This is a genomic window from Mycobacterium sp. E183, assembly GCF_001667735.1.
Classification (GTDB): Bacteria; Actinomycetota; Actinomycetes; order Mycobacteriales; family Mycobacteriaceae; genus Mycobacterium.
In genome coordinates, this window is the sequence record NZ_LZJN01000136.1 from 65016 (window position 1) to 80817 (window position 15802).

Genomic DNA, 15802 nt, shown 5'->3' on the forward strand with positions numbered 1-15802 from the left:
TCAACGATCGGGTGTCGGCGCCTTCGGGATGGCCTCCAGCAGCTGGCGGGTGTATTCGTGCCGGGGGCGGGTGAACAGCTCCTCGGTGGCGCCCCGCTCCACCACGCGGCCGGCGCGCATCACCAAGACGTCGTCGGCGATCTGCCGGATCACCGCCAGGTCGTGGCTGATGAACAGGTAGGCGAGGCCCAGCTCGGTTTGCAGGTCGGCCAGCAGATCCAAGATCTGCGCCTGCACCAGGACGTCGAGCGCGGAGACCGCCTCGTCGCAGACCAGCACGTCGGGCCGCAGTGCCAGCGCACGGGCGATCGCCACCCGCTGCCGTTGGCCGCCCGACAGCTCACGGGGCAGCCGCCCCAGCACCGACGACGGCAGGGCCACCTGGTCGACGAGGTCGCGCACCGCGCGCCCGCGCTGCCGGCGGTCGCCGACGCGGTGAATGCGCAGCGGTTCCTCGATGGCGCGAAACACCGTATACATGGGATCCAGGCTGCTGTAGGGGTTTTGAAAGATCGGCTGCACGCGGCGCCGGAAGGCCAGTTGCTGGTCCCGGCTCAGCGCGGCGTCGATGCGGGTGCCGTCGAAGACGACGGTGCCGGAGCTTGGCGCCAGCAGGCCGAGCACCATTCGCGCCAGGGTGGATTTGCCCGACCCCGATTCGCCGGCGATCGCCAGGGTGCTGGCCCGCCGCAGGCCGAACGAAACTCCCTCCACCGCAATGACTTCCGCCCGTCTCCACGGCACACCGCGCGAGTCGCGGTAGACCTTGGTCAGCTCCGAGGCGACCAGGACCGCGTCGGACCCGCCGTCGTCCGCCGGACGCGGCCGGGCGGGGCTCCGCACCGTCAGCGACGGCGCGGCGGCCACCAGCCGCCGGGTGTACTCGTGCTGCGGCTCGCGCAGGATCGACCGCGCCGCACCGGATTCCACCACGGCGCCCTCGCGCATCACGACGACGGACCCGGCGCGTTCTGCGGCCAGCGCCAGGTCGTGGGTGATCAGGAGCAGCGCGGTGCCGAGTTCCGCGGTCAGCCCCTGCAGGTGGTCGAGCACCTGACGCTGCACGGTGACATCCAGCGCCGACGTCGGCTCGTCGGCGATCAGCAGCCGCGGCCGGCCCGCCAACCCGATCGCGACCAGTGCGCGCTGGCACATGCCGCCGGACAGCTGGTGCGGGTAGCGGCCCGCTTGTTTCGCCGGGTCCGGCATGCCGGCCTGACCGAGCAGCTCGACCGCGCGCCGCCGCGTCCGCCGGTCGGAAGTGTTGGCCCGCAACGCTTCCGAGACCTGGAAACCGACCTTCCAGACCGGGTTGAGATTGCTCATCGGGTCCTGTGGAATGTAGCCGATCTCGCGCCCCCGGATGGCGCGCAGCGTCCGTCGGTTGCCGCCGGCGATGTCGGAACCGTCGAAGACGATGCGCCCGGCGGTGATCCGCCCGCCGGGGGGAAGCAGCCCGAGGATCGCGGCCGCCGTGGTGGATTTCCCCGATCCCGATTCGCCGACCACCGCGATGGTTTCGCCCGGCAGGACGGTGAGGTCCACGCCGCGGACGGCGGCGTGATCGCCGAAGCTGACTCTGAGCCCCTCGACGGCCAGCAACGGCGCGCCGGTCACGGCCGCCACGCTCGGGACGCCGGGTCCAGGGCGTCGCGCAACGCGTCACCCATCATCATGAACGCCAGGACCGTGATCGCCAACGCGCCGGCCGGGTAGAACAGAATCGGCGAGCCCGCCCGCAGCCGCGTCTGGGCGAGGTTGATGTCGCCACCCCAGGAGACCACCGTCGGCGGCAGCCCGACGCCCAGGTAGGACAGCGTGGCTTCGGTGACGATGAAGGCGCCCAGGGCGATGGTGGCCATCGCGATGACCGGGCCCAGTGCGTTGGGCAGCGCGTGGCGCAGCAGTATCTGAAAGCGACTCAGCCCCAATGCTTTCGCGGCGAGCACGTAATCGCTGGCGCGCACGGAGAGCACCGATCCGCGGGCGATGCGGGCCACCTGTGGCCAGCCGAACAAGGCGAGGATGGCGATGACGGTCCACACCGTGCGGTGGTGCATGACCTGCATGAGCACGATGGCCGCCAACAGCAGCGGCAGGCCGAAGAAGACGTCGCTGACGCGGGAGACCAGCGTGTCGACCCAGCCCCCGTAGAAGCCGGCCAGCGCGCCGAGCGCGCCGCCGACGACGAACACCACGATCGCGGCCCCCAGGCCGACGGTGACCGAGGCCCGCGCGCCGTAGACGGTGCGGGCGTAGACGTCGTGGCCTTGCAGGTCCGTGCCGAACCAGTGCGCGCCCGATGGCGGAAGCAGGCTCTGGCTGGGATCGGCGTAACTCGGGTCGGCCCCGGTGAACAACGCCGGAAACGTGGCGACCGCAACGATAAACAGGATCAGCAGGCCGGCGAAGACGAACTTCGGCCGGCCGCGCAGCCCCCGCCACGTGTCGCGCCAGAAGCCGCTGCGCTCAGCCATACCGGATCCTCGGATCCAGCGTGGCATACAGCAGGTCCACCGCGAGGTTGGTGATCAGGTAGATCAGCACCAGCACCGTCACGATCGACACCACGGTCGGCGCCTCCTGGCGGGTGACGGCCTGATACAACACACCGCCGACGCCGTGGATGTTGAAAATTCCTTCCGTGACAATGGCTCCGCCCATCAGCGCCCCGAGGTCCGCCCCCAGGAACGTCACCACCGGGATCAGCGAATTGCGCAGGATGTGCACGGTCACCACGCGCGGCCGGGACAACCCCTTTGCGGTGGCGGTGCGGACATGGTCGGCGTGCGCGTTGGCGGCGACCGCCGACCGGGTCAACCGCACCACGTAAGCGAACGACACCGAACCCAGCACGACGCCGGGTAGCAGCAGGCGCCCGATCGTCGACCTCTCGCCCACCGTGACCGGTGCGATGCCCAGCTTCACCCCGAACACGAACTGGGCCAGAAACCCCAGCACGAAGATGGGGACCGCGATGATGACGAGCCCCGCGATCAGGACGGTCGAGTCGAAGATCCCGCCGGTGCGCAGCCCGGCGATCACCCCGAAGCCGATGCCCAGCACCGCTTCGACGACCAGGGCGATCAGCGCCAGCCGCAGAGTCACCGGAAAGGCGTGTGCGAGAACGTCGCTCACCGGCAGCCCCGAGTAGGAGCGGCCCAAGTCACCGTGCAGGACGCCGCCGAGGTAGCGCAGGTACTGGACGATGAACGGGTCGTCGAGGTGGTAGCGGGCCCGAAGCTGCGCGGCGACCTCGGGCGTCAGCGGGCGGTCCCCGGCGATCGCGGCCACCGGGTCGCCGGGCAACAGGAACACCATGCCGTAGATCAGCAACGTGGCGCCGAGGAAGACGGGAACCATGACGGCGATCCGGCGCGCGATGTAGGAACCCATGCCGTTACGCCTTGACGATGTTCTCGTAGTCGGGCAGACCGTTCCACGTGAGCTTGACGCCGCTCACCGGCGACGACCATCCGACCACCGCGATGTAGTACCACAGCGGCACGGCGGGCATGTCGCGCAACAGGATCCGCTGGGCCTTATTGACCAGCACGTCCGCCTGTTGCAGGTCGGGTGCGGCCTCGGCGGCGGCGAGGCCGGCGTCGAAGTCCCGGTTCGAGTATCCGACGTCGTTGGATCCCGCTCCGGTGGCGTACAGCGGGGCGAGGAACTCGATCATCGACGGGTAGTCGCCGATCCAGCCGGCGCGGAACGCGGTATCGATGGTGCGGTTGGTGATCTGGGTGCGGAAACCGGCGAACGTGGGGTGCGGCGCGCCGACGGCGTCGATGCCCAGCACGTTCTTGATGCTGTTGGCCACCGCGTCCACCCACTCTTGATGGCCGCTGTCGGCGTTGTAGGCGATCAAGTAGCGCCCGCTCCACGGCGAGATCGCGTTGGCCTGCGCCCAGAGTTGGCGGGCCCGTTCGGGATTGAAGTCCAATGCGTCGTTGCCCGGGATGTGCGGATCGAATCCGGGCAACGAGCTCGCGGTGAAGTCGCGGGCAGGGCTGCGGGTGGCGTTGAAGATCTGCCGGCAGATCTGTGGCCGGTTGATCGCAGCCGACAACGCCAACCGGCGCAGCCGGCCTTCTTCGCCGCCGAAATGCGGCAGCCGCAGTGGCGTGTCGAGCGATTGGCTGACCGCGACCGGTCCACTGGCCGCGTTGCCGCCCAGGTCACGCTTGTAGATTGTGAGTGCACTCGACGGAATCGTGTCCAGCACATCGAGATTGCCCGACAGCAGGTCGGCGTAGGCGGTGTCGAGGTTGGCGTAGAACTCGAACCGCAGGCCCTTGTTGTGGGGCTTGCGATTGCCGTGGTAGTCGGGGTTGGGTTTCAGGTCGATCTTGACGTTGTGTTCCCAGGCCGGCCCGTCGGGACCGTCAGCCAACTCGTAGGGGCCGTTGCCGACCGGGTTGCGGCCGAACGCGGCCATGTCCCGAAAAGCCCTTTCCGGCAACGGGTAGAAGGCATTGTGTCCCAGCCGCAACGTGAAGTCGACGGTCGGCGCCTTGAGCCGCACGTCGAACTCGAGATCGTTGACGACTTGCAGCCCGGACATGGTGGTCCGGGCCGGCTTCCCGTCTGCGGTCAGGGCGGCGACCTCGTCATACCCGACGATCGGGCTGAAAAAGCTTTGTTGCAGTTGGGCATTGGTGCTCAGCGCGCCGTAATTCCACGCGTCGACGAACGAATGGGCCGTCACCGGCGAGCCGTCGGTGAACTTCCAGCCGGGCTTGAGCAAGATCCGGTAGTTGACGTTGTCGGTGGTCTCGACCGACCGCGCCACTTCCGGTGAGGGTTTGCCTGCGGCGTCATAGGACACCAAGCCGGCGAACAGCCGATCCAGGATTCGCCCGCCGAGGCTGTCGTTCGTGCCGGTCGGAACCAGCGGGTTCGGCGGTTCCCCGCCGTTGACCACCACCAGCTCGGGGCTCAGGGCCCCGCCGCCGCAACCCGTGAGCGCGGCGAGCGCCACGACCACGGTGGCCGCCACGGCCCGCATCCGGTGCATGACCCGACCCTAGGGCCTGCCGCGCAGCGGCGGTGAAGTGCCCGCACGGGCTTCGGCGACCTACGATCCCGTGGTGGTCGTCGCGTATCTTGCCTCCGCCGAGGATTCCGCCGTGCACGCGGGCGGGCTGATGTTCTTGCTCGGCCTCCCGACGGCCGGCTTGATCTGTCTGGTGATCGGGCTGTGGGAGCTCTCGCGTGGCCGCCGAAAGCAACCCCCGCCCGCCTACCCGTATCCCCCGGGCCCGCCACCGCAGGCGATCGGCTACCCCGGTTGGCCCCATCCCGGTTACCCGCCCGGGGCCCCGCCGCGGCCGCGGACGAGCAAGTCCGCCACCACGCTGATCACCGTCGGTTTGGTCTTGGTGGCGCTGGGCGGGTTCGGGATCGTCAGCCACGCCGCGCGCGCGATCTCGAGCCAAAAGGACGAGTCCTTGCTGCGGGTGGGCGATTGCATCAGCGAAAGTGATTACCGGGCAAACCGTTTCGACGCCCGCCTGATCAGCGGCTGTAGCGACCCCGCGGCGACTTACGAACTCGCGTTCAAGGGGAATGCCTCGGACAGCTGCCCCGACGGTAAACGGGAGCACTCGATCTACGAGCGTGCGAGCAACCACTCGACGACACTGTGCTTTCTCATCAACCTGCAACAGGGCCGTTGCTATCTGTACATCAGCGACGGCGAAGCCGTGAGCCTGAGGCCGGGCGACTGCGGCGACTCAAACCGGGTACAGGTGAAAATCGTGCAGCGCATCGATGGCAGCACGGACAAAACCCAATGCCCGCAAGGGTCAAAGGGCGTCAGCTACCCGGAGCCGGCCCGCGTGTATTGCCTGGCGAGGGCCGACTCGTAACGTCGCTCAGACGGGCGTCACCGGATGCACCTGCAGCGCGCAGGCGTCGATGGTGGCCGGCACGCTCAGCACGACGGTCGTGTCCGGCGGATTGACCAGCAGATCGGTGTAGGTCGGGCACGGCTCGCCGTTCGCGTCGATGGCCACCCCCTCCACCACGGCCTGCGCCTGGGTGGACAGGGACAGGATCACGGTGGGCGGCACGTCGGCGCCGCCGGGTAGGCCGCCCATGTAGCCGCGCAGGGTGGGCTGGGCGTGGATCAGCGGTCCGCCGGACCCCGAGTCGACGCCGGGATATCCGGTCAGCGTGCAGGGCTCCGCGCCGCCGGCAAGGCTGAACACCAGCGTGGCCCCGCGGTGGCCCACGGCGGCCTGGGTCGGCGATGCGGTGACGGCGATCTGGTCCGACCAGCACGGGGTTGGTGCGTCGGCGGTGTCGATCGGGACGGCCCACGCCGCTGGCCCCGGCAGGGCGGCGGCCGCGTAAACCGTTGCGGCCGCGGCGAAGCTGGGAACGAGTCGGCGGATGCGCCGCCGCTGGCCGGGCACACCGGTGATTATCCGTCATGGGGCTGCGGTTCGACCTGAATTTGAAGCTTCCCTTTTTACCTTGCGGCGTTAGGCTCTGACGGTTGACGAGCCTCGACACTAGGAGGAAGCCAGTGACCACCACCGACGCCGTAGGCCCGTCGTCGTATCCCCCGCCGCCGGCGTTCGCCGAGCAGGCCAACGCCGGCGAGGAGTTGTATCGCGAGGCCGAAGAGGACCGGCTGGCCTTCTGGGCCGAACAGGCGAACCGGCTCTCCTGGTCGACGCCGTTCACCGAGGTGCTCGACTGGTCGCAGGCGCCGTTCGCGAAATGGTTCGCCGACGGCAAGCTCAACGTCGCCTACAACTGCGTGGACCGCCACGTCGAGGCCGGCCTCGGCGACCGCGTCGCCATCCACTGGGAGGGCGAGCCCGGCGACAGCCGCAGCCTGAGCTATTCCGAGCTGCAGGCCGAGGTGTGCAAGGCGGCCAACGCGCTGACCGCCCTGGGCCTGGTCGCCGGCGACCGCGTCGCGATCTACCTTCCGTTGATCCCCGAAGCGGTGATATCGATGCTCGCCTGCGCCCGGCTGGGCATCATGCACAGCGTGGTGTTCGCCGGCTTCACCGCGAAGGCGCTACGGGCCCGCATCGCCGATGCCCAGGCCAAGTTGGTGATCACCAGCGACGGGCAGTTCCGCCGCGGCAAGCCCGCACCGTTGAAGGACGCCGCCGACGAGGCGGTCGACGATCCCGAGAGCCCCGTCGAGCACATCCTGGTGGTGCGGCGCACCGGGATCGACGTGTCGTGGAACGACGACCGCGACGTGTGGTGGCACGACGTCGTCGACGACGCGTCGCCCGAACACACGCCGGAGCCCTTCGACGCGGAGCAGCCGCTGTTCCTGCTGTACACCTCCGGCACCACCGGCAAGCCCAAGGGCATCGTGCACACCAGCGGCGGCTACCTGACCCAGTGCTCCTACACGCACTACTACATCTTCGACATCAAGCCCGAACGCGACGTCTTCTGGTGCACCGCCGACATCGGCTGGGTCACCGGCCACACCTACGGCGTCTACGGCCCGCTGTCCAACGGGGTCACCGAGGTGCTCTACGAGGGCACGCCCGACTCGCCGACCCAGCACCGGCACTTCGAGATCATCGAAAAGTACGGCGTCACAATCTATTACACCGCGCCGACGCTCATCCGGACGTTCATGAAGTGGGGCCGCGAGATCCCCGACGCGCACGACCTGTCCAGCCTGCGACTGCTGGGCACCGTGGGCGAGCCGATCAACCCCGAGGCGTGGCGCTGGTACCGCAAGGTGATCGGCGCCGAGAGCCTGCCGATCGTCGACACCTGGTGGCAGACCGAGACGGGCGCGGCGATGATCTCCCCGCTGCCCGGCGTCGCCGCGGCCAAACCGGGTTCGGCGATGAGGGCGCTGCCGGGCATCTCCGCGAGCATCGTCGACGACCACGGCGAACACCTGACGCCCACCGTCCATCACGGCGAACACGTCACCGGCTACCTGGTGTTGGACCAGCCGTGGCCGTCCATGCTGCGCGGCATCTGGGGCGACCCGGACCGCTACGTCGAGACCTACTGGTCTCGGTTCGCCGAGCAGGGCTGGTATTTCGCCGGGGACAGCGCCTATTACGACCGCGACGGCGCCATCTGGGTGGTGGGCCGCATCGACGACGTGATGAACGTGTCCGGGCACCGGCTCTCGAGCGCCGAGTTGGAGTCGGCGCTCGTCGGCCACCACGGAGTGGCCGAGGCCGCGGTGGTCGCCAAGACCGACGAGACCACGGGCCAGGCCGTCTGTGCGTTCGTCGTCTTGTGCGCCGAGTACGAGGTGCACGACGGAATCGTCGACGAGCTGCGCGCCGAGGTGGCCCGCGAGATCTCACCCATCGCCAAGCCGCGGGAGATCCACGTGGTGCCCGAACTGCCCAAGACCCGCAGCGGCAAGATCATGCGCAGGCTCCTGCGTGACGTCGCCGAGAAGCGGGAACTCGGAGACACGTCGACCCTGCTGGACCCCGGCGTTTTCGACGCGATCCAGGCCGCGAAGTAGCTCAGATCAGGCCGGTAGCGGGGTGAACCCCGCGCCCGGCCGGTGCTTGGCGTTGACGTCGGCCAGGATCGCGTTGAACGACTGCACCACGGCCGGCGTGTGCAGCGGGATGTACTTGATGATGCAGGTCGGCAGGTTGTCGCTGAACGCCCCGTGGATCATGCCGACCAGCATGTTGTTCACCGTCACCGGCGCGCCGGAATCGCCGGGCTGCCCGCACACCTGCATGACGATCGTGCCGGGGTCCTGGCCCGGGCCCCAGGTGACGCCGCACGAGTTCCCGGTGGTGCGGCCCTGCTTGCAGGCGATCTCGCCGAAGGCCGGGTCCGGGCCCAGGCCGTTGATCGCGAAGCCGTTGTAGTTGGCCGTCGGTGTCACCTTCGCGGGATCGAACTTGATGACCGCGTAGTCCAGGTTGTCGTTGCCGGCCACCATGGTGCCCAGGGTGCCGGCGTTCTCCGCGCCCTCGGCGGCGACCTGCGCGCCCGGGCCGCCGCAGTGCGCCGAGGTGAAGCCGATCAGGTCTCCGGCGGTATCGCCCCCGATGGTCGTCAGGGTGCACATGGTGTCCCCGTTGATGACGATGCCGGCGCCGCCGCCCATCGGGATCCTGACATCGGCGGCCGCGGCGCGCACGGGGTAGCCCACCAGGACCAGGAGCGCCGCCCCCATTGCCGCCACGAAGCACCGGTGCGCCGTCTGCACAGCACCACTCCCATCGACAGGCCGGACCCGGACCGGCTTGGCCAGTCTAGTCGGCCGGGCCCCTCGCCCGCCGTGCCCAGCGCGGCCCGCGGGGCGATGGCCTCGGGGCGGTGTGATGCGGCAACGGCCCGCCTCGCGCGTGGGCTCCCGGCAAAGGGCCTGGTTCGGCGCGTTCCGATCGGGTATCAGTTGGCCGACGGGCCGGAGACGGCCTGGTCGACCCGGACCCGGACGTGGCCGGCTTCGGCTGGCCTCGTCTGGCCCGGCGGCGCATGGCAACATGAACCGCGACGACAGCGAGCCGGGCAGTGACGAAAGAGGGGACCGTCTGTGAGCAAAGCCGATGGCAAGAACGGTGTGCCCAGCACCCTGACCACGATCCCCCTCGCCGACCCGCACGCCCGCCCCGCGGAGCCGTCGATCGGTGACCTGATCAAGGACGCGACCACCCAGGTGTCCACGCTGGTGCGCGCCGAGGTGGAGCTGGCCCGCGCGGAGATCACCCGCGATGTCAAGAAAGGCCTGACCGGCAGCGTCTTCTTCATCGCCGCGCTGGTGGTGCTGTTCTACTCCACCTTCTTTTTCTTCTTCTTCGTGGCCGAGCTGCTCGACACCTGGCTGTGGCGCTGGGCGGCTTTCCTGATCGTGTTCGGAATTCAGGTGGTGGTCGGGGCCGTGCTGGCCCTGCTGGGCTTCCTCAAGGTGCGCCGGATCCGCGGGCCGCGGGAGACCATCGAGTCGGTCAAGGAGACGCGCACCGCACTTACCCCGGGTCACGACAAGGCGCAGGGCGCGGTCAGGCAGCTCGATGGGCGCGGGAAGCACGAGAAGCCCGAATCCGATCCGTCGGGTTGGTAAATGGCACCGCCGGACCCGTCGGTAACCCGCATCGACGGGCCGTGGCGGCATTTCGACGTGCACGCCAACGGGATCCGGTTCCATGTCGTGGAGGCGCTGCCCGCCGACACCGACTCGGCCGCGCCGCCCACGGCCCGACCGCTGGTGATGCTGCTGCATGGTTTCGGTTCGTTCTGGTGGTCGTGGCGCCATCAGCTGCGGGGACTGACCGGGGCGCGGGTGGTCGCGGTCGACCTTCGTGGCTACGGCGGCAGCGATAAGCCGCCCCGGGGCTACGACGGCTGGACGCTGGCCGGCGACACCGCGGGCCTCATCCGCGCGCTGGGCCACTCCTCGGCGACGCTGGTCGGCCACGCCGACGGCGGGCTGGCGTGCTGGGCCACCGCGCTGCTGCACGCGCGGTTGGTGTCGGCCATCGCGCTGGTCAGTTCCCCGCACCCCGCGGCCCTGCGCCGGTCCACGCTGACCCGCCGCGACCAGGGTTACGCGCTGTTGGCGACGCTGCTGCGCTACCAGGTGCCCGTGTGGCCGGAACGGCTGCTGACCCGCGACAACGGGGCCGAGATCGAGCGCCTCGTCCGCAGCCGCAGCTGCGCGAAATGGGTTGCCTCCGAAGACTTTTCCGAAGCCATCCGCTACCAGCGGCTGGCGATCCAGATTCCCTCGGCGGCGCACTGCGCGCTGGAATATCAGCGTTGGGCGGTGCGCAGCCAACTGCGTGATGAGGGCCGGCGATTCATGAAGTCGATGAGCCGGCAGCTCGGCGTGCCTCTGCTACACCTGCGCGGCGAGGCCGACCCCTACGTACTGGCCGACCCGGTCGACCGGACGCAGCGTTATGCCCCGCAGGGGCGTTACGTATCCGTCGCCGGCGCAGGGCATTTCAGCCACGAGGAGGCGCCGGAGGAAATCAACCGGCACTTGATGCGGTTCCTGGACTCCGTGGTCAGCTGACGCAGGCGCCGGTGGTGACCTGTTGGGTGTCGCCGATCTTGGCGAGCTGACTGTTCACCTCGTCGGCAGTCAACACGAACCCGGTGTCGGGGTCGTCGACGGCGGCACCGAACACGACGCCGAGCACCTGACCGTTCAGGTCGATCAATGGCCCGCCCGAATTCCCTTGCTCCACATTGGCTCTGATGGTGTAGACGTCGCGGGTGACCGGGGCGGGGTCGCGGTAGATGTCGGGGCCGCTGAGCTTGATGACCTCGCGGATGCGGGCCGGGGTGGCGGTGAAGTTGCCGCCGCCGGGATAACCGAGCACCACGACGCTGGTACCGGTTTTCGCCTCGGTCTGCGCGAAGGCCAACGGCGGGGGCGGCAGGTTGGGGACGGCGAGGATCGCGATGTCGACCGACGGGTCGTAGGACACGACGGTGGCGTCCAGCGGGCTTCCGCTGGCGTAGATCTGCACGCTGTTGGAGCCGGCCACCACGTGCGCGTTGGTCATCACACGGTCGGGTGCGACCACAAACCCACTGCCCTCCAACACTTTCTGGCAACTCGGCGCCAGGCTGCGCACCTTGACAACGCTGGGCGCGGTGGACTGAACCACCGGATTGTTGGCCAGCGCAGGGTCCGGCGAGGCGACCGGGATCACCGGGGTGCGGCTGAACGGCTCCAGCACCGCGGGCAGGCCCGAGGTGTTCAGCAGCGCCGAAAGCCGTTTGGGCACCGTCTTCAGCCACGGCGGGGCGACCTCGTTGACCTGGGCCAGCACCCGCGAGCCGCGGACCGCGGCGGCCAGCTCCGGCTGGTCCTTGGACTGCGTCAGCGGCGTGGCCAGCAACCAGGCCGCGGTCAAGACCACCACCAACTGGACGCCCACCCCGATGAACGAGTCGACCGTGCGGATGGTGCGGCTGCGGATCGCGCCGCGCACCGCCCGTCCAAGCACAACTCCGGCGACCTCGCCGATGACCACCAGCGCGAGGATCAAGAACAGGGCGGCGAACAGCTTGGCCCGCGGCGCCGCGATGTGGCTGACCAGGTGGGGCGCCAGCAGCACACCCGCGATCGCGCCCAGCAACACCCCGACGAACGAGAACAGTGAGCCCACCGCGCCGGACCGCCAGCCCGAGACGGCCGCGATGAAGGCGACCGACAGCACGGCGATGTCCAGCCACTGGGACGGGGTCATCGAGTTCATGTTCATCGGTGGGCACCACCCTGGTCGCCGACCAGCGCCATCGCCGCGTCCAATTCGCGGACGTCGGTGGTGTCCCAGGGCTGGGCCCAGCCGGCGACGTCGAGCATCGCACAAATCACCTGGCCAGTGAATCCCCAAACCAGCATCTCATTCAGCAGAAACGCCGGTCCGGCCCACCGGCGCCCGAGGTCGCCCCGATACACCATCAGCCGGTTGGCCGGATTGATGAAGGCGCGCAACGGAACTCGCGCGACGATCGCGGTTTCGGCCTCGTTGACGACGGCCACCGGACCCGGATCCGGCGAGTAGGCCAGCACCGGGACGACGTGAAACCGCGACGGCGCGATGAACGTGCGTTCCATAGTGACCAGGGGGCGCAACCGGGAGACGTCGATCCCGGTCTCCTCCTGAGCTTCCCGCAGGGCGGTGGCCACCGGGCCGTCGTCCGTCGGATCGGAGGCTCCGCCGGGGAACGCGGCCTGGCCCGCGTGGTGGCGCAGCGTGGAGGCCCGCACGGTGACCAGCAAGTCGGCGTCGTCGGGGACGCCGCCGTCGGCCGCCGCGGACTCCGGCCCGGAGAACAACACCAGGACGGCGGCTTCCCGGCCGCTGCCGCGCAGCGCCGATACCGCCTTGCCGGTGATTAAGGCCAGCACGTCGGCCGGCAGCCGGCGCCGGTACGCCTCCGGCATCCGCTCGACGTTATCGACCAGGGGGCGCAGCCACGGCGGGGAGGCGTCGGGCGTCAGGGGAAGCGCCCCGCGCGCGGGGCCCTGGGCCGCACCGCCCGCGGGCGGGGGCGTGCCCCCAACACTCACCGGGCGCTCCAGTCGGTCCAATTTTCGGCTTATCCCTTGTCTTTTCCGACCGCGGCCGAGATCTCGTCGGCACTGTCGAAGGCCCGCGGCAGCATCTGCGCAACGCTACCGTCCGGCCGCAGAACCACCGTCGCGGGCATGACGTTTACGACACCGAGCGCCGCCGCGACCCGGCGGCGGCCGTCCTGCAGGGTCGGCAGCCGAACGCCCAGTTCGGCCAGCCGCAGCAACGCGGCCGTCTCGTTCTCGTCCTGATGCACCGTCACCACCGTCACGTCCGGCCCGGCCCGGCGTTGATACTCCGCCATCGCGGGCAGTTCGGCCGCACACGGCGCGCACCAATACGCCCAGAGGTTGAGGACCACCCGACGCCCGGCCAGCGCGCGAGCGACGTCGACAACCGAGCCGTCGGCCGCGCAATCGACCGTGATCCCCCGCAGCGCCGGCGGTCCGGGACCGTCGCCGGCGCCCGGACAGGGCGCCAGATCGGCCCGCTGCCGCGGCCCCGCCAGCGCCGCCGGCGTGTCGGCGTCCCGGTGTTCACGGTCCGGCGCGTTCACCGCGGTGCCGGGCCGGGTCGATGTCGCGGACTGGTCGCGCAGCTGGGCCACCAGGGCCGCGACCAACGCCGCCACCACCGCGAGGATCGCGATCGTCCAGCGCGTGGTGCGCGTCAAGGCCGTGCTCTACAGGCCGGCCAGCGCCAGCAGGTGCTCGGTCTCCGGGCCGCGCACCAGGGGCGCCGCCAGCAGCGGCTGGGTGGGGCCGAGGCCGAAGGACGGGCAGTCCTTGGCCACCACGCACACCCCGCAGGCCGGCTTGCGCGCGTGGCACACCCGTCGGCCATGGAAGATCACCCGGTGGCTCAACATGGTCCACTCGCTGCGTTCGATCAGTTCGCCCGCCGCGCGCTCGATTTTGACCGGGTCCTTGTCGGTGGTCCAGCGCCAGCGGTGCAGCAGCCGGGCGAAATGGGTGTCGACGGTGATGCCGGGAACCCCAAAAGCGTTGCCCAAGATGACGTTGGCGGTCTTGCGGCCCACCCCGGGCAGCGTGACCAGTTCTTCCATGGTGGAGGGCACCTCGCCGTCGAACCGTTCGACCAGGGCCTGACCGAGGCCGATGAGCGAGGTCGCCTTGTTCCGGAAGAACCCCGTCGGGCGGATGAGCGCTTCCAGTTCGTCGCGGTCGGCCTGCGCGTAGTCCAGCGCGCTGGGGTACCGCTTGAACAAGGCCGGCGTCGTCAGGTTCACCCTCTTGTCGGTGCTCTGCGCGGACAGGATGGTGGCGACCGTCAGCTCCAGCGGCGTGGTGAAGTCCAGCTCGCAGTGCGCGTCCGGAAACGCCTGCGCGAGCGCCCGATTCATCCGGCGGGCCCGTCGCACCAGGCCGACCCGGGTCTCCTCGGCCCACCGTTGCCCGGTGTCACCGCCCGCAGGGGCCGATGCCGACTTCGCGCGCCCGGACGACTTTGCCGCTGTCACCTACGACAGAGTACTGATTTCGTGATCTCGCCGAGACCTCGTGTTGATTGAAGGCCCTGTTTACTCTCCTTGTGTCATGGTTGCTGGTGGCCTGCGTTCCTGGGCTACTGATGCTGGCGGCGCTCGGCTTGGGACGGCTCGAACGGGGGCTGGCCCGCGAGGACGTCGCGATGATCGCGGTCACCGAGCTTTTCGAACACACCGAGCTCGTGGACCTGCGCACGTTGGCGCGGGAGGGCATGCCCGAGGCGCTGGAGCTCCTGCATCGCCGCGATGCCCGGGAACTCGCCGAGGCCGCGCTGGCCGTGCTGACGGCCGCGCCGCGCCACGCCGCGCCGTCGTTTGCCGCCAGCTTCATCGACCACACCGAGCTGACATTGCCGACGCGAATACACGCGCATTCGCGGATCAATCCGCAGTTTAGGGCCACTAGACACGTCAATCGTGTGTAGCGTTGCACGTTGGACAAAATGTCCTACCGCTAGACTCATCACGCGAGCACGGGATTAACCTGGCCGTATCACAAACATTGAAACTTTGAAGAGGCAATGTGGACGAGATCCTGGCAAGGGCAGGAATCTTCCAAGGGGTTGAGCCGGGCGCGGTCGCCGCGCTTACCAAGCAGCTGCAACCCGTCGACTTTCCCCGTGGGCACACGGTCTTCGCCGAAGGCGAGCCGGGCGATCGGCTCTACATCATCGTCTCCGGGAAGGTGAAGATCGGCCGTCGCTCACCCGATGGCCGGGAGAACCTGCTGACGATCATGGGCCCGTCGGACATGTTCGGCGAATTGTCGATTTTCGACCCGGGCCCGCGGACCTCCAGCGCGACCACCATCACCGAGGTGCGCGCGGTGTCGATGGACCGCGACGCGCTGCGGGCGTGGATCGCCGACCGCCCCGAGATCGCCGAGCAGCTGTTGCGGGTGCTGGCCCGGCGGCTGCGCCGCACCAACAACAATCTGGCCGACCTGATCTTCACCGACGTGCCCGGCCGGGTGGCCAAGCAGCTGCTGCAGCTCGCCCAGCGTTTCGGCACCCAGGAGGGTGGCGCCATGCGGGTCACCCACGACCTGACCCAGGAGGAGATCGCCCAGCTGGTGGGCGCCTCGCGGGAGACGGTGAATAAGGCGCTGGCCGACTTCGCCCACCGCGGCTGGATCCGCCTGGAGGGCAAGAGCGTGCTGATTTCGGACTCCGAAAGGCTGGCCCGCCGAGCGAGGTAAGCGCGCGCGGAGCGCGGGCGCAACCGAGCGAGAATCCGAACCCGAGCGAGGTAAGCGCGCGCGGAGCGCGGGCGCAAC

At 69.4% G+C, this 15802-nt stretch carries 16 protein-coding genes; 6 read left to right on the top strand and 10 right to left on the bottom strand.

All coding sequences use genetic code 11. The annotated features are described in order from the left end of the window. From A5691_RS14910 to A5691_RS14925, 4 genes are read right to left on the bottom strand one after another with little or no spacing between them, the layout of a single operon-like run. The gene (locus A5691_RS14910) at positions 1 to 1626 is read right to left on the bottom strand and encodes an ABC transporter ATP-binding protein (protein ID WP_067890570.1); all 1626 of its coding nucleotides are present in this window, start codon (positions 1624 to 1626) and stop codon (positions 1 to 3) included. Further along, positions 1614 to 2504 (bottom strand): ABC transporter permease, encoded by an 891-nt coding sequence (locus A5691_RS14915; RefSeq protein ID WP_369830459.1) that lies wholly within the window; start codon positions 2502 to 2504, stop codon positions 1614 to 1616. Before A5691_RS14915 ends, A5691_RS14910 begins: the two co-directional genes overlap by 13 nt. Continuing rightward, positions 2470 to 3396, bottom strand: coding sequence for an ABC transporter permease (locus A5691_RS14920; protein WP_067749549.1), 927 nt, complete (start codon positions 3394 to 3396; stop codon positions 2470 to 2472). The genes A5691_RS14915 and A5691_RS14920 overlap by 35 nt, the downstream gene beginning before the upstream one ends. A 4-nt stretch (positions 3397 to 3400) precedes the next feature. Beyond that, positions 3401 to 5020, bottom strand: coding sequence for an ABC transporter substrate-binding protein (locus A5691_RS14925; RefSeq protein WP_068015887.1), 1620 nt, complete (start codon positions 5018 to 5020; stop codon positions 3401 to 3403). Between the two features lie 73 nt (positions 5021 to 5093). On the opposite strand from A5691_RS14925, the gene A5691_RS14930 reads away from it, so the two are divergent. Further along, on the top strand, positions 5094 to 5873 hold the full coding sequence (locus tag A5691_RS14930; protein WP_068015919.1) for a hypothetical protein: 780 nt from the start codon (positions 5094 to 5096) through the stop codon (positions 5871 to 5873). Between the two features lie 6 nt (positions 5874 to 5879). On the opposite strand, the gene A5691_RS14935 is transcribed toward A5691_RS14930, so the two are convergent. After that, entirely contained in the window at positions 5880 to 6422 is a 543-nt protein-coding gene (locus A5691_RS14935) for a DUF4232 domain-containing protein (protein ID WP_082950330.1), read from the bottom strand. 113 nt (positions 6423 to 6535) lie between these two features. Here A5691_RS14935 and acs point away from each other — a divergent pair, with 113 nt between their 5' ends. After that, positions 6536 to 8485 (top strand): acetate--CoA ligase, encoded by a 1950-nt coding sequence (gene acs / locus A5691_RS14940; protein ID WP_068015885.1) that lies wholly within the window; start codon positions 6536 to 6538, stop codon positions 8483 to 8485. A 6-nt stretch (positions 8486 to 8491) separates the two neighbouring features. Here acs and A5691_RS14945 read toward each other — a convergent pair whose 3' ends face one another. Beyond that, entirely contained in the window at positions 8492 to 9190 is a 699-nt protein-coding gene (locus A5691_RS14945) for a serine protease (protein ID WP_156669929.1), read from the bottom strand. Positions 9191 to 9520: 330 nt separating this feature from the next. Between A5691_RS14945 and A5691_RS14950 the strand changes: the two genes are divergently transcribed. After that, the gene (locus A5691_RS14950) at positions 9521 to 10048 is read left to right on the top strand and encodes a phage holin family protein (protein ID WP_067749555.1); all 528 of its coding nucleotides are present in this window, start codon (positions 9521 to 9523) and stop codon (positions 10046 to 10048) included. Further along, entirely contained in the window at positions 10049 to 11002 is a 954-nt protein-coding gene (locus A5691_RS14955; RefSeq protein WP_067749557.1) for an alpha/beta fold hydrolase, read from the top strand. Here the strand turns inward: A5691_RS14955 and marP are convergent. Genes marP through nth form a run of 4 tightly spaced genes read right to left on the bottom strand, consistent with a single transcriptional unit; the run spans position 10995 to position 14382 of the window. Next, positions 10995 to 12188 (bottom strand): acid resistance serine protease MarP, encoded by a 1194-nt coding sequence (gene marP, locus A5691_RS14960; RefSeq protein ID WP_156669930.1) that lies wholly within the window; start codon positions 12186 to 12188, stop codon positions 10995 to 10997. The two genes, A5691_RS14955 and marP, sit on opposite strands and share 8 nt — an antisense overlap. Before the next feature lie 11 nt (positions 12189 to 12199). Then, positions 12200 to 13015, bottom strand: a complete 816-nt coding sequence (locus A5691_RS14965; RefSeq protein WP_068015882.1) for a CoA pyrophosphatase — start codon at positions 13013 to 13015, stop codon at positions 12200 to 12202. A 29-nt stretch (positions 13016 to 13044) separates the two neighbouring features. Beyond that, the gene (locus A5691_RS14970) at positions 13045 to 13692 is read right to left on the bottom strand and encodes a TlpA disulfide reductase family protein (protein ID WP_068015879.1); all 648 of its coding nucleotides are present in this window, start codon (positions 13690 to 13692) and stop codon (positions 13045 to 13047) included. Positions 13693 to 13701: 9 nt separating this feature from the next. After that, positions 13702 to 14382, bottom strand: coding sequence for an endonuclease III (nth, locus tag A5691_RS14975; protein ID WP_068015873.1), 681 nt, complete (start codon positions 14380 to 14382; stop codon positions 13702 to 13704). Between the two features lie 173 nt (positions 14383 to 14555). Between nth and A5691_RS14980 the strand changes: the two genes are divergently transcribed. Both A5691_RS14980 and crp read left to right on the top strand, forming a co-directional pair. Next, complete coding sequence (locus tag A5691_RS14980; protein ID WP_231982302.1) at positions 14556 to 14951, top strand: hypothetical protein; 396 nt, start codon at positions 14556 to 14558, stop codon at positions 14949 to 14951. A gap of 98 nt (positions 14952 to 15049) precedes the next feature. Next, a complete protein-coding gene (gene crp / locus A5691_RS14985; RefSeq protein WP_044508824.1) occupies positions 15050 to 15724 on the top strand; it encodes a cAMP-activated global transcriptional regulator CRP in 675 nt (224 codons plus the stop codon). Positions 15725 to 15802: the final 78 nt, after the last annotated feature.